Annotated in this window: 6 protein-coding genes and 7 pseudogenes; 9 read left to right on the forward strand and 4 right to left on the reverse strand. The window is 56.8% G+C overall.

Features of this window, described 5'->3' with window-relative positions; genetic code table 11:
* Nucleotides 1-295: 295 nt before the first annotated feature.
* The 3 genes and pseudogenes from ilvE to ACFFWD_RS37335 form a co-directional block, all read right to left on the reverse strand.
* Nucleotides 296-1,210 carry a branched-chain-amino-acid transaminase gene (gene ilvE, locus ACFFWD_RS37325; protein ID WP_376974257.1) on the reverse strand — a complete coding sequence of 305 codons (915 nt, stop codon included), beginning with the start codon at nt 1,208-1,210 and terminating at the stop codon, nt 296-298.
* 188 nt (nt 1,211-1,398) lie between these two features.
* Nucleotides 1,399-1,542, reverse strand: coding sequence for a hypothetical protein (locus ACFFWD_RS37330; protein WP_376974287.1), 144 nt, complete (start codon nt 1,540-1,542; stop codon nt 1,399-1,401).
* Nucleotides 1,543-1,693: 151 nt separating this feature from the next.
* A pseudogene (locus tag ACFFWD_RS37335) lies at nt 1,694-2,317 on the reverse strand (isocitrate lyase/phosphoenolpyruvate mutase family protein); the annotation flags it as partial.
* A gap of 94 nt (nt 2,318-2,411) precedes the next feature.
* On the opposite strand from ACFFWD_RS37335, the gene ACFFWD_RS37340 reads away from it, so the two are divergent.
* Together ACFFWD_RS37340 and ACFFWD_RS37345 are read left to right on the forward strand one after the other, a co-directional pair.
* Nucleotides 2,412-2,684 (forward strand): hypothetical protein, encoded by a 273-nt coding sequence (locus ACFFWD_RS37340; RefSeq protein WP_376974259.1) that lies wholly within the window; start codon nt 2,412-2,414, stop codon nt 2,682-2,684.
* A 119-nt stretch (nt 2,685-2,803) separates the two neighbouring features.
* Nucleotides 2,804-3,637 (forward strand): annotated as a pseudogene (locus ACFFWD_RS37345) (transposase).
* A 176-nt stretch (nt 3,638-3,813) separates the two neighbouring features.
* Here ACFFWD_RS37345 and ACFFWD_RS37350 read toward each other — a convergent pair.
* The gene (locus tag ACFFWD_RS37350) at nt 3,814-5,004 is read right to left on the reverse strand and encodes an Ldh family oxidoreductase (RefSeq protein ID WP_474796795.1); all 1,191 of its coding nucleotides are present in this window, start codon (nt 5,002-5,004) and stop codon (nt 3,814-3,816) included.
* A gap of 2,305 nt (nt 5,005-7,309) precedes the next feature.
* On the opposite strand from ACFFWD_RS37350, the pseudogene ACFFWD_RS37355 reads away from it, so the two are divergent.
* The 7 genes and pseudogenes from ACFFWD_RS37355 to ACFFWD_RS37385 form a co-directional block, all read left to right on the forward strand.
* Nucleotides 7,310-7,593 (forward strand): annotated as a pseudogene (locus ACFFWD_RS37355) (IS110 family transposase); the annotation flags it as partial.
* A gap of 145 nt (nt 7,594-7,738) precedes the next feature.
* Nucleotides 7,739-8,007, forward strand: a pseudogene (locus tag ACFFWD_RS37360) (IS5/IS1182 family transposase); the annotation flags it as partial.
* Between the two features lie 45 nt (nt 8,008-8,052).
* Nucleotides 8,053-8,525: pseudogene (locus ACFFWD_RS37365) on the forward strand (transposase); the annotation flags it as partial.
* Nucleotides 8,526-9,009: 484 nt separating this feature from the next.
* Nucleotides 9,010-10,305: a diaminobutyrate--2-oxoglutarate transaminase gene (ectB, locus tag ACFFWD_RS37370; protein WP_376974261.1), complete on the forward strand. Its 1,296-nt coding sequence runs from the start codon at nt 9,010-9,012 to the stop codon at nt 10,303-10,305.
* Complete coding sequence (locus ACFFWD_RS37375; RefSeq protein WP_376974263.1) at nt 10,259-11,101, forward strand: 2OG-Fe(II)-dependent halogenase WelO5 family protein; 843 nt, start codon at nt 10,259-10,261, stop codon at nt 11,099-11,101. Before ectB ends, ACFFWD_RS37375 begins: the two co-directional genes overlap by 47 nt.
* A 401-nt stretch (nt 11,102-11,502) precedes the next feature.
* Nucleotides 11,503-11,810: pseudogene (locus ACFFWD_RS37380) on the forward strand (formyltransferase family protein); the annotation flags it as partial.
* Between the two features lie 702 nt (nt 11,811-12,512).
* Nucleotides 12,513-13,681, forward strand: a pseudogene (locus ACFFWD_RS37385) (IS110 family RNA-guided transposase).
* The last annotated feature ends 657 nt before the right edge of the window (nt 13,682-14,338 follow it).

Here is a 14,338-nt window from a genome sequence, read left to right on the forward strand (position 1 = left end):
CCAACGTGACAGAGGCGCAAAACTCTAGTTCTGGGTGGTCCAAACTTCGGTCTCGCTGCAACAAACTCCGAGACTCTAACCGCTGCCGGATGAAAACGCAGTGGCAGGTCACCGGCTCAAAAGATTGCTCAAATCGCGCGCTCGTCCGCGTTCTTCACGGCGGACTTTCCTTTTGGTCTGGGGCCGCTGTTCAGGTGTCCGGGAGAGTCGGAACAGCACTCGTCGCGACGAGCGCATCAAGTCTGATCGCAGGCTACTGTACAGTCAACAAGTGCCCGCCTGAACTCTAATTTTGTCAAAAAACAGGAGTCCGCCACGATTTATGAGCGCGATTCTTACCAGTGACGACTGCCCCGTATATCTCCATCAGTTGTCGTGTAATGGCTCCAGGATGACCGCTCCCAACTACTACACGATCCACAGATGTCACCGGCGCAATTTCTGCGCCGGTGCCGCAATAGAATACCTCTTCGGCGAGGATAAGCTCTGTTCGATCGACATCGCGTTCGACAGTCTCTAGTCCAAGATATTCACGTGCTAACTCGATAACGGTCTGGCGCGTAATCGATTCTAATATGTCGTTGGTCCCGCTCGGCGTGATCAGTCGACCATCGCGAACGATGAACACGCACATCCACGCTGCCTCGGCAAGCTTTCCCCTTGAATTAAGGAGAAAAGGGACGTCGTAATCGTCGCGTTGGGCCTGCACGACAGCTAATCGGGCGTTATGGTAATTTGCATTGCATTTGATGCGTGCAGGCATAACGTTGTCCGGCATGCGCATCCAGGAACTGATCTGAGCTGAAGTGCCTTCGATGGATTTTCTAGCAGTCTCCCGTGGCAGCGCCGTGATCGCGGTACCTATGGGGCCAGTTGCCTCCAGGTCGCCAGACCCGTCAATGAAAGCCATCATTCGGATATGTACGTTCGTACGAAATGCATTTGCGCGACACACGTCAACGAGCGCTTCGGCCAACTCCTGTTGGGATGGCCCCCGATCGAAGCGCATCGCCTTTTGGGAGAAGGCATATCGGTCAAGGTGCTCTGCGACACGAAAGAGGTATAACTGCTGTGCCTCTTCATTCCAATAGCCGCGTATTCCCTCAAAGACACCAATACCATATTTTACCACGGGCGCGAATACGTGCACCTTGGCCTCATTCCATGGAATAATTTGGCCGTTGAGATATGCAAATTCTGCCGCCGACATCTATGCTCACCTGTACCGATGTGCTTTGGCAGGGACACTCGCCGTTACGGTGCTCGACGGTTTGAATAAGGCCGTTGCATCAATCCAGAGCGTTCTCTTTCGATGCCAAATATACTTATTGTTTCTGCAGTGGCGTGAAGCTAGCCGGAGTGCTTGGATACAAAGTATGTTGTTGTCTAGATTAGAACCTATTTCAAGAGAACGTATTGCACTTCCGCGCGGGCGGATTTGTAGTGCCGCGACAATTCGAGGAGCCCTTCGAGCGTCGCGATGTGTTGCTCGATGTCGGCAATGCTCTCCTTGACGATGATAATGCCGCAGAGGTGCAACATTGCCGCTATTGCAGCTCGCATGGAGCGATTGGCCTGGATTGCTAGAGATGCTGGCATCACAATATGCAGAGTCTGGTGCTCGATAGCCTTTCATTGGAGCGATCACGACGGCAGCCGTCTTTGAGCGGGCACTTACGGACGTGGAGATCTCGTCCGCGTCGCTCTTTCGCGAATGAAGCTGGACCTCGTCAACTTCCGCGGCGGCGTAGGCCTGAGTGGGTAAGATCGGCTCGTCTAGCCGATGGCTGGCAATCATCGCCTCGAATCGAGCGACAAGGGCTGAGTTGTCAGCGACTGTATCCCTCACTGCTCGCAGGCGGCCGGAGAATTCATCGATATCGGTCAGGGCACGTTGCCCCTCAACAAAGGAGCCCATGTTCGGAAGACAGCTGTACCGCAGTGCGAATCCGGCAGTGCCACACCGACGGAGCTTGCGCGTCAAGAGGCGCTCGTTGCTGAAATTACCGAAACCGCTTTGGCGATCGACGACCGGTTCGGTCGTGTCCGCAGCCCGCTCGAGCTCGTCGACGACTTGGGCCCATAAAGCGTCGCTGGCACCGCAGTAACTGAGATGGCTGGCAATTGACAGATACGAAGCCCAGAGACGTTTGAACTGGGCGCGCTCGGCGATCGCGCCAGCGAGCGCATCAAGCGTTTCCATTAGGAGGGAGAGGTCGCTCTTGGAGCGCAACTGAACACCGAGCTTTTCTACAGCGGACGTGTGAGCGCGTGGAATAAAGCCACTAGCGAGAGCAAACAGTGGTGGATGTTGCATGCCGAAGTCCTCGCAGCTGAAGTGTGAGCCGCCTGACGGCGATGAGCCATGCTGCCATGTGTGGGTGATCTAGATCAACCACTAGCGTTGATAGTTGACTGCGGCGCAAATCGCTGGAATTCTCGGTGCTAACGCCACCAACCTCGATGCCAATGTACCCGAGCGTGTGCGTCCGCTCGAAGGCTTCTCGCTGCAGGGTAATCTCTCGGAGGATAGCAGCGAGCTCGACGCAAGTGGGATCATGTACGGCGCGCTGTTCCGGGTGTTTCTCTCAGCTGAAGATCGAAGAAACTTATCCAACAACGATCTCACGGTTCCGGAAGTCGCCTTTCGTACGCGATCGGCACGCTCGTGCTTTGCAGGATAGGAACTTCGTGAACTGCGCCGGGATGTTTGGCTATCTCAGCAAGTGCTAGCCAGCAGCGTCAATCGAGACTGGGAACACGATTAGTTATCTGGAACGCAAGTTCATCGCATTATAAGCGAATAGGGAGCGCGCCGTTGGCGCTGAGTGCGGAGGAGCTCGCCTACTTGGAAAGACAAGTTCGTCGTCATCATTGCCCAGTGATTATCTGAGCGATGTCGCGCGATCCTGCGATGCGCGGATATTACCAAGTAGGCCCGTGGCCGCTGTGCTCGGCATCTACGAACATGCCGTTGGTAAATGGCGCTGCCGATTCTTGAAGAATCACTGTGATAGTCTGTTTGACGGGGCCCACCCTGGCCGCCCTCGGACCATCAAGGGCGACTAGGTCGCTGCATGATCGAGCGGACATTGCGTACGACGCCGGCCGATAGTGAGACGCATTGGTTGATCCGCTCAACGGCCGCGAAAACTAGGTTTTCTCTCCTCCGCCGGATGAGAACGACCTTCGGCTTGCAGCAGCACCCTAGCCAAACATTCTGTCGAACGATCCGCTGTTCGCCGACAAGGTGCGCGATATCGTCGGCCTTTACACGTCCCCGCCGAACCGAGCCCTTGTTCTCAGCATCAATGAGAAAAACGAAAGCCGAACCCTCGATCGCGAGCAGCTAGTCTTGCCAAGGCTGCCCGGGACACCGGAACGTCCCGCGCATGTCCACTTCACGCCGATTTGCGCGTCATGGATCAATCAGGTCGACCGCTGGTTCGCTGAACTCACCGGAAAGCAGATCCAGCGAGGTATTTACACCTTCGTCCGGCGGCTCGAAGGTAACATCAGTGCATTCATCAACTTGCATAATAAATACCCGCGACCCTTCAAACGGACCGCAGACTGTCGGCTTCTGTCAAACACGTCTTGCCACAAAGCCCAGCAGACTTTATGTGGCGAACTTTAGATTCACGTAACTAGTCATCTGAAACTTGGCGGCTCGAGGATGGGGGCGATCTCACTGGTTGTGACCCGCCAAATCGAGTAGTCGCGCGATTCTGATGCCGCCATGAGCTCGGCTGGTTCCTGCAGTACCGTCGAAGGTCGACGATCGCCAATTGGCGTATCTTGCCGCTCTCCTGCTCAAGTGAGATTGAGTTCGCCAGCAAGGCCGCAATTACGTGCAAGCGCGCGAAGTGTCTCCCAGGTCGTGTCCTCGATCTCGATGCCATTTGCGGCGCGCTCCTGCTCGCGCAAATGTCCGATCTCACCAGGGTAGTACACGCCGGATGAACCTTCCGATGGCGGCGTCGATTTCAGGTAATGCGCGAAGTCAGAGACCTCTTTCTTGAATTGACTAAGCGGGCGGAACGCTGCCACGTTGAACACGGCCATGAAGGTACCGTTATTGTGGCGGCTGCTTGACTCGACGCCGAACCCAAGGCCGGTCAGCAGCCCGGATAGCACTTCTACCATCGCCGCGAGGCCGCTGCCCTTGTAGCCCTCGCTGCCTCCGAGTGGCAGCAACGCGCCGCCTTTGCTGTAGTCGCGGGGATCGGTGGTGGGCCGTCCCTCGGCATCAATGATCCAGCCCTTGGGAATTTCCTCACCGCGCGCGATCGCCAGCTGGACTTTGCCGAAGGCGATCGCCGAAGTCGCCATGTCGAGCAAAAACGGGGCGTCTAGATCGGAAGGCACCGCGATCGAGATCGGGTTGGTGCCGAGCCGCGCCTCGCGTCCACCGAAGGGGGCGACATATTTCGGTGAGCGGCCGGAATCAGCGCACGCGAGCCCGATCATGCCCGCGTCTGCCGCCATTAATGGATAGAGCGCGAGCCGTCCGACATGGCTCTGCCGGAACACCGTGCAGGCCGCGACATGCGCGGTCTTTGCCTTTTCGATGATGAGTGCCATCGCCTTGGCGTTGACATGGAAGCCAAAGCCCCAATGGCCATCGATGACAGCCGTTGTCGGGGACTCCTGCACAATGGTCCACTCTGCGCCCGGCACGATATGTCCTGCTTTGATGTCCTCGATATAGCCGGGAATGGCGATGACGCCGTGGGAATCGTGACCGGCCAGGTTGGCGTTGACGCAGCCAGTGGCGACGGCTAGCGCCTGGTCCTCCGAGGCTCCGGCAGCTTGCAGTAGGGCCGCACAGATGCGGGTGAGGCGATCGGCCTTTACGATTGTAAACCGTCCCTCCTCATCCTGCCGGCCGAGTGCTGGCTTCTCGATTGTACTCATAAAGATCCTCCTCGATTTTCGCCAATCGCTTGACACCTCAGCGGTCGAGATAGGCAATGCAAATTGCCTGCCGACCGCATGCGTCACACTCGCCTACCAGACTAGTCGTCAAAGACGACGGGTAAGCGCGCCCCGCCAAGAACAGTTTTAGAGCCCAGGTCGCAAAGCCTCTGGCGCCATTCGAAAAAAGGAAAGATCAATCGAGCCTCTTACGGTCAGTGGATATCCATCGCGCGCAAGTGGCCGGCAAACGTTTGATCCTGCCCTTACAGGCCGATCTGATTGACTCTGCGAGTGCTTTGTCGCTGGTTCGTCCTCATCTCACCAATCGGCATGCCCACCGCGGAATCTGATGCGCGGACTTCATTGACGAGCATAATACGCGCGTATCTGCCAAGTCCCTCGGGATCGGCCGCGACGCTCTTGTCGGTTTTGCGACATCGAGGCATCCTATCTGAGATGGAGGGCACAAGAGGATAGAGAAAGATGACTCCGGTCTCCACTCGTTTCGAGCTAGATGTGGAGCCTCAGGAGGTTGTTCCCGGCCATCAACTCGCACGTGTGTTGGCGTTCATAGCGGCGGATTGCTCGGCAGGCTCCAGTGCGGCGAGCTGTTCCGACCAAGCCCGTGCATGATGCGGCTGACGATTGTTGGTGATATCCCGACTTCGGCAGCGATCTGCTTGCATTGCGATGCCGGCGCAATGCCTTGAGGTGGCATACGTGGCCGCTGGGGTTTGGCTTGTAATGAACGGGCTGTGAGGATCGATTCCGCAACCCATACCTTTTGTGTGGAAACGTTTTAGCCGCTGTGACGTTGAATTGCTCGGCGGTGGATGCCCTGCTTAGCCCTCCTTCAACAACACTGCGCACCGTGGCCTCTCGACCTTTGGGCGTCAGAGGTGCATTCTTGTGAGTGTTCATTCGGTCCCCCGTGATCACTGTTTGTTTGCGGGCATTAGCGTTCACGGTCAGGTCCAAATGGACAACCTCCTAAAGTTCACAGCTAGAGAGCATTTGCTAGAGGAATACCGGCACTTTGGTGGCGTCGCGAGGGCGCGCTTGGCATGGGTGGTTTATCTGGCGTGATGCGGGTTCGTCGCCCCGAGAGATGATCTCGTGCCCACGCCGAGAAGGCGCGTCGTGGCCGAGGCGAACGAACTTTGAAGCCGAGAGCCGGCGCGGTTTGACGTCATCTAGGCGGAAAACTGTTAGTTATGGGACATCGGAGCAGGGGGGCGGATGAAGGCGTGCTCGGTGAGCCTTGTGTGATGGCTCGGCCCAATCGCTAGTTTGAAGGCACATCTGGACGGCGCGCCCGACTCTGGAAAAGTCGACCTGGAGGGTAGCTGGGTGCTGCGGACTACGTTGATTGTGCTGGGACGAAACGCGTCCGTCTGTTGATGTGCTGGGATATCGCGTTTGCGACGACGCTCGGGTGAGCCGCGCAGGGGATCTTCTTCGGCCGAGATCTCCGGGAACTGTGCGAAGATCCACGCGCGATGATAGATAGGCAAGGAAACTGTAGACGTTCGCGGATGCGTGATTCCGTTATCAATGGAGACTGCCGTGGCAAGGGTTTCAATTCTATTCTTGTGGCTGGGGACATGCTTAGGATAGGCGTGCTGGCCGACTTCCCCGGAGGTGACTTATAGGCCGGTTTCCCACACTGCGGCTTGGTCTTGTCCCAGCAAAGATAAAGCAGAGAAGCCAGCAATCTGGCCATGTCGCCAGTTTTGGGATAGATCAACTCGTCCTAGTCCTGTCGGTGGTATCGAGATGCGACGACGCCGGTGACGCTGAAGATTCATATTGGCGCATAATCCGTCGAAGCGTTTTGTAGTCGCGATGATGCCGCCATGGCGCGGTTCGGCGCCACGCGTAGCCATCCGTAATTCTCAAATTCGTCGCAAATCGCGGCGATAGGTCTTAGGGATTGTCGTGTCGTTCTGCGTAAGGCGCGTCGCTTCGATGGCCCATGGAGCGTCTCATTGGCGAGAAATACCTGAACGACGTGGCGCTTGAACTCGATGCTGCAAGTGCAGCGCAGTGCTGGGTCAAAGCCCCGTAAATCGTACTCATTCTTTTCGGGCTCGAAGAGCTCACTTCAACTTCCCGTGAGGATTGCTCCAGCATCGACAGCATCATCTGCTACACTATACGCAGGATCGAACAACGCGGGTTGCTCCATGAGAGCGCGCTCAACCACAGTTGTCGCTGGCGCGACGGGTGCTTGACCAGAAGCAGCACCAACATGGTTCGAAGGCCTGTTCGCTGCACGCACCGGAGGTGGAGTGCATCAGCATGGGCAAGGCCTACCGACCTTACGAGTTGTCAACGGCATAGACCACGCTCACTCTCAGAGACAACAAAAACCGCGGCACCGCAAGCCATGTTCAATGCGAACATTGTCGTAATCGGCGTCGACTTAGGCAAGAACACATTCCACGTAGTGGGGTTCGATGCTACGGTACAATCGTCCTACGCAAGAGGCGATCGAGAAATCAGTTTGAGCAGTCGCTGGCTAATATTCCGCCCTGCTTGATTGGAATGGAGGCCTGTGCAGGAGCACACCGCCTCAGTCGCAAAGCTCGAGAAATTAGGTTCCACGTAGGGCTTTTGCCGGCACAATATATTGAGCCTTACCTCAAGGGCCACAAGAATGACTTCCACGATGTGGGCCGGCGAGTTATTGAGGACAGAAGTGAACGGATATCCGTGACGGCTCGAAGCGACAGCCTCAAATCGAATCCGGATAGATTGGTACAGGCCGTTACAGCCCTGTCGTTTCCTCTTGCAACGCGGGCGTGGTCCATAGATCGGTGTCAAGATATCCGTCGCCACGACGTTGGCACACGCCGAGAGCGGCCAGTTCGTCACCCAAGTCGCTGCCCGGCAACTCTGGAGCCTGCCCTCGGGGCGGTCGACGGCCGAACCCGGCGGATGGCCACACGCTCGCAACCATGATCACAGATGGAGGCGCTGATCGGCAGCCCTCGAGCATCTACTCGCTAACAAACGATGCCGCGGCCACGACGCCCCCGGCCAAGTACAAAGTTCAGGGTGTTTACCTCAAGCCAGAAGCGGCGAGCGTCCCTCTTTGATCCGGTTCGCCAGCCGCCGTTAGCGAGAACACTGGTGGCGCTCGCCGGCAGAATCGACTGGGACTGGATCGATCGCGAGATCGCGCCGCTCCATAACGACAAGGGCCGGCCCGGGATCGAGACCCGGTTCGTTGTCGGGCTTCTTCTGCTCAAGCACATCTACGGTTTATCCGACGAAGCTGTATGCGAGCGCTGGGTCTATGATTCATATTTCCAGCACTTTACCGGCTTTGAGTGTTCCAGCACGAGTTCCCGCACGAACGCTCCGACCTGAGCCATTGGAGGAAGCGCCTCGGCGACAAGCTGGAGCTTTTGCTGGCCGAGAGTTTGAGGGTCGCGCACGAGACCAGCGCGCTGCGGACCCGTGACCTCAAGCGGGTCACGGTGGATACCACCGTGCAGCCCAAGGCCATCACCCTCCCGACCGATGCCAAGTTGCTGCACGTGGCGATCAAGGGGCTCAACCGGCTGACCCGCAAATGCGGGGTGCGGCTACGGCAGTCCATGCTGGGCGCAGTTGAATAGCTTGGCATGGAGGAGGCGCGCCGCCAAGGTTTCGAAGTGATCCGCCGCGAGTCAAGGCTAGCAGCAAATGCTCGGAACCGACATGGATACTCGGACCGAGCGAGAGTGTCTCTAACTGCATCTCAACTTCCACGGCTGGCGGGCAGCTTAAATCAGCTGCGCATTCCAGCGTGAATAGCTCCCGATTTTGCCAGCTCGGAAAGCCACTCATTGAAACGTTGAAAAACGTTCAGTCGACGGCGCAAGTTCAGAAAGAAAATGCACCTCTGGATCACAGGAGACTACCAAGCTTAGTAGGTTCGTTGTTCACATCTTTCAGGTAAGGACGAACCACAGCTATATCGACGGCCTCGAATGCGTTCCCATGTTACTGCGCTCAGGGTTTGATTGAAGAACACATACAAAAACGCGTTCAAATGCTATCTCGTTAAGTACGATGTCTACGTGCAGGTGGACCCATAAAATGAATACCGACGCTTTTGCGGCTCATGAGTCTAACGTTCGTCGCTATGGGCGGTCGTTTCCCACAGTCTTTACGAAGGCCCTTGGGGCGACAATCTGGGACGAGGCCGGTAAGTCCTATATTGATTTTCTTGTGGGGTCCGGCGCACTCAACTACGGACACAACAACCCGAATATTCTTGCACCGGCAATTGAATATCTCGCCGGCGGGAATATTCTTTTGTCGCTTGATATGTATACTGCGGCAAAGCGTGCATTCATCGAAGTGTTTGTCGATTCGATCCTTAAACCCAGGGGCCTTTCTTACAAGATACAATTTCCTGGTCCGACCGGTACAAACGCAAACGAAGCGGCGCTGGCGCTGGCGCGAAAATATACCGGCCGCTCGAGCGTCATGGCTTTCACAAACGCGTTCCACGGCATGTCGCTCGGCTCCCTGGCGGTGTCGGGGGCGGCGTCGACCAGGGAGCTAGGTGGCGTTGTGCGCCACGACGTGATCCGTGTCCCCTACGAGGGCTATCCGAACCAAGCTTTCGATTCCGCGAGTTACATCGACTACGTGTTGGGCGACCCAGGGAGCGGAATAGAAAAGCCCGCGGCAATCATTCTGGAGACCATCCAGGCGGAAGGCGGCATGACTACCGCATCCGCAGTTTGGCTCACCGAGATTCAGCGCATTTGCCGTAAACACGGCGTCGTTCTAATCGTCGACGACATTCAGGCCGGTGCGGGACGAACGGGCGATTTCTTCTCGTTCGAGTTTGCGAAAATTGAACCGGACATCGTGTGCCTTTCGAAATCCCTAAGCGGTTCAGGTAATCCGCTCTCCATTGTTCTGATTCGCCCCGACATAGATGTATGGAATCCCGGAGAACATAGCGGGACCTTCAGAGGCAACAATCTCGCCTTCGTGACTGCAGGAGCGACGTGTAGAATGTGGTCCGATAAGCAGTTTACTGCAGGCGTCGAGCAGACAGCTGCCAAACTGCAAAGACACCTTGATCGTCTTGTTGTGAAATTTCCACAGTGCATCGAACATAAGCGTGGCCGCGGTCTGATGGCCGGTCTCAAGTGCCGTTCACAGGCTCTCGTCGCCCGTGTGCACGATGTGGCGTTCGAAAACGGACTGCTGATCGAATCTTCAGGGCCAAATCGCGACGTCATCAAGGTCCTCCCGCCGATAACCATCCTCGATGACGAACTAGATCATGCTATCGCCATCCTCAGTGACGCACTACAGGAGCAAGCCAATGGTAACTGTCCAGGCACCTCAAGCGCCAGCCATCTCGCCTCTTGAGATCAGAGAACGAACCGGCTCGATCAGCATTTCGGAGATCATCTCAGTACTGAAGGGTGAGATCACCGGTCTGCACATTAAGCAAGCATTCAGTGTCGAAGTCGCTGAGGAGATCACCGCGAACTTTATTCGCAATCCCGGTCTCAGGGAGCGCAAAGATGGTGTTCCCGGCTACTGTATTGGCGCATCTCACTACAGGAAGGATGCCGCCATGTATTTCGCGGATTCTGAAAATGCGCGCCCGTTCGTCGAAGCCCTTCTTGGCAATATAGTTGATCCGGTACGCGGATTGTTCGACGCATTAAAGCGCGAGCTTCACGATCAGGGCATCGAATTGCGGCTGACCCGTTCAGAGTGGGGGGAGGCCAATATTTGTCGCGCGTTCTGCTGGTCTGGCACGGGCTCGTATGCCTTGCAGCCTCACGACGACGTCGCTCAAGTCCTATGTGCGGGGAATGATTACGAACTTGCTGCGGCGGCTAACAATACCGTCGTAGCACTCAACTTATATACCAGCATGCCCGAGGAAGGTGGCGATCTGCGGATCTGGAGCCATAAGCCGACAGTCGCCGACCGAAAGTCCCAGGGTGTGGAGACCACGGGCTATCCCTACTCGACAGCTTATCTTGAGGCTGTTCCTTGTCACGACTTCAAGCTCAAGGTCGGGGATATCGCATTGATCGACGGCGGTTTCATTCACGGGGTCACCTCACAATCAGGCAACGGAAAGCGCCGCGTTTTACTAAACAACTTTCTTGGGTTTGCGCGACCGGATCTCGTTCTCTGGTGGACTTGAAGTTGGACGTCGCAGCGACTGACCGGTCTCCGCCCGGCAAGGCGTTTAATATCTTTCGTAATAATGAGGCACTTCAGCGACAAACCGTCACGCTCGTCGAAAGACAGGCGCATTCTGGTTGTCCTTGTGCTTCAAATACTGCCGGTCTGGGACACCATCGCCAAGTATCTTGTCCACCTTACTGCCGATTGGGTAGATGAATCTGCGGGGTTCTTTTTTCGGTGCCTGATCACGAGCCGACATACATTCAGCAAGTCCAGCAACAGGCTATTGTTGCCGAACCTTTTTGGATATTGATCGTTCGCAACACCGCATTGTCCAGAGCACGAACGTAACTACAAATGTAATCTCGACGAGAGCAATGGAGGTGATGTGTGGTCACGATATTCTCACCATTCCTGTTGTCGGGACGCAGCATCAACATTCACCACTCCTTTCTCCGGGGTGTCAAAGGCGCCAAGCCCTATCATCAAGTCTATGAACGAGGCATCAAGCTGATGGGTGCGACGGCGCACAACACATCTCCGATCTCGGACGAGGCACCGACCGTTGAGCAGGACGTTGAGCGGATCTCGTATCGAGACAGCCGGACGATCTCGTCCGTAAGGTGCGCGACGTCGTACGGCGGGTGCTTGCTCGCGCCGTGCGCTATCACCTCGAGGACCGCGTCGTGCTGAGCGGCAAGAAGGCGGTTATCTTCATTGGGTGATCGGAGCGTTCCCCATGCCCGGGATCCTTATCGCTAACTGTGTTTCGATTGCTGCGACCGACAATAACGGGAAGACGGATATTGCGGCTTGCGATGCAGTTGGATTAAGTATCGCCGATGATTAGTCCGCCTTTGGCGTGCGCCGTGATAAGGCGGCGCTTTCCAGTGGGTGCAAGCCCCACCCGGCGAAACGCTTCAGCCGGAAGCAACCGGAGCAGCTATGGAGGTGACGAAGTGGCTGAAGCCTTCGGATAGCGTGTCACGATATACGGTGACAGCGCGAGTGTGCAGGCCGTAATGCAAATGAACGCTGAGCAAGCCTCGAAAAGGACGATGCACAGGCCGACCTGACAGCCATATCAGGGAAAGCTGACACGATTGGGGAGGAAGTGAGCGAAGCAATACTCCAATCGCTGTGCCGGGGTAGTGGCGACAGCATGTACACAAGGAAAGCGTACGCAACACGGGAGGCCCCACGACGTGGTCAGGGATGATCAACTGGACGCCCGCGAGGGACAGGCCGGGCGTCGTGGGGATGCGGAGGGGTTCGTAGTACTGGTGAAGCCGGGTAACGCCGGGGGAGGGAAGGGACCTCAGTTCAAGACGAACGCAAGACGTAGATCCTATGCAGGCGTAGCGGGGGCGGAAAGCTGCTACCAGCGCGGTGTAAACCCCACCACCAGGCGCATAGGAGAGACGCTGATGGAAGCCCGGACAGTGAACAACCTGCCGCCCGCCACATCCCATGATGACGCCGTACGCTGTGTTCTTGCAATCGAATTAAGCAAGAAAAGTTGGATTGTTGCCGTCAACACGCCCTTGTCAGACAAGATCAGTCGCCACACGTTGAAGCCCTGCGATGGGAAAGAGCTGCTGGATCTGTGCGAGCGGATCCAGACGCGAGTTGCCAGAGAAACGAAGCAGCGCGTGGAAATCGTTTCTTGCTACGAAGCTGGCTACGATGGCTTCTGGCTCCACCGCCTGCTCGAAGCACACGGCATCCGCAACTACGTGATCGACCCGGCAAGTCTGCAGGTTGATCGTCGGGCGCGTCGAGCCAAGACGGACCACGTCGATGCCGAGCGATTACTGCGATCCCTGATGGCGTATCTGCGGGGTGAGCCGAAAGTTTGGAGCGTTGTGTGCGTGCCAAGTGTCGCCGAAGAGGACGACCGTCGGCTCCATCGTGAACGCGGCCGGTTGATTAACGAACGTATCCAACACATCAACCGGATCAAGGGACTGCTCGCGATCCATGGCATCTATGACTACCAACCCCTGCGCCGCGATCGGATGCAGCAGCTGGAACGATTGCGCACCGCTGATGGTCGGACGTTGCCGCCGCGGCTCAACGCGGAAATCCTGCGCGAACTGCAGCGGTTGGTGCTTGTCATCGGAATGATCAAGACGATCGAGGCAGAGCGCGATGCCATTGCATCGGCCAAGACTGAGGCGGAGCATACGAGCGCAAAAAAGATCCAGGACCTGGCCAAAATCAAGTGCATCGGGCCCGAATTTGCGAACACACTTGTGGCGAAGTGTTCTACCGCACATTTGACAATCGTAAACAATTGGCGAGCTATGTCGGTCTGACGCCGGCGCATTTTCAAAGCGGCGCGATGTGCCATGATCAGGGGATCAGCAAGGCTGGCAACGCCAAGGCTCGCACGGTCATGGTTGAGCTCGCCTGGCTGTGGTTGCGGCATCAGCCTGACAGCCCCTTGAGTGTCTGGTTTCGCGAACGTGTCGGCAAACTCAAGGGCCGTATCCGGCGGATTACGATCATCGCCGTCGCACGCAAGCTGCTGATTGCGCTCTGGCGCTATCTCGAGACAGGTCTGGTGCCTCAAGGCGCTGCTCTGAAGATGTGATTTAAATTCTCTGAGAGAGGACGAAAGGAACATGACCGATTCCAAGGCGGATGTGTGACCGGTCCCTCACATGGCTGCAATATGCCGCGACGTAGAATGGTCCCATCCTCCTTGGAGCCCCCTGTGCCCTCGCACTGTTGCATGAGGGACCTTGGTACGGGGCCCTCGTCCCGACCGGATATAAGTTGATGCGGCGGTTGCCGCATAGCGCAAGGGCTCCGCCTTGGGTTCCAATTGAACAAACGTCATCGGAACGTCGCAGTTAAGTTTGCAGTGCTAATGGCCGGACATCATTGTAGCTCGGCGCGCGCTTTCGCCGTCAACCCCTCGCGCCTTCCGGCGCGACCCTGCGGGCTCCGGGGGTTGACAGCTCAGCGCGGCCAAGCAAAGGGGCCTGCCGTGCCATCAATGCCCCAGGACTGCGCTCGCGCGAGCCCTCTTGAAACGTAGGAAGAGAAGAAATGCTGATCGCGAAAAATATCTTGACACGCGAGCCCCTCATATAAGTGAGGGACCTGGGGATTGGGCAACCTATCAACTCCGAAGAGTGTTCAGAAACTGCAGACGGCGTTGCACGCGAAAGCGAAGGCAGAGGCCGGCTACCGCTTCTACGCCCTGTACGACAAGATCAGCCGGGAAGACATCTTGGCCCATGCC

This window comes from Bradyrhizobium erythrophlei, from assembly GCF_042430365.1.
Classification (GTDB): domain Bacteria; phylum Pseudomonadota; class Alphaproteobacteria; order Rhizobiales; family Xanthobacteraceae; genus Bradyrhizobium; species Bradyrhizobium erythrophlei.

Bases quoted from the DNA above. Each gene is read 5' to 3' on its own strand.
- ilvE (WP_376974257.1), bottom strand. From the start codon at position 1,210: ATGTCGGCGGCAGAATTTGCATATCTCAACGGCCAAATTATTCCATGG.
- ACFFWD_RS37330 (WP_376974287.1), bottom strand. From the start codon at position 1,542: ATGTTGCACCTCTGCGGCATTATCATCGTCAAGGAGAGCATTGCCGAC.
- ectB (WP_376974261.1), top strand. From the start codon at position 9,010: ATGAATACCGACGCTTTTGCGGCTCATGAGTCTAACGTTCGTCGCTAT.
- ACFFWD_RS37375 (WP_376974263.1), top strand. From the start codon at position 10,259: ATGGTAACTGTCCAGGCACCTCAAGCGCCAGCCATCTCGCCTCTTGAG.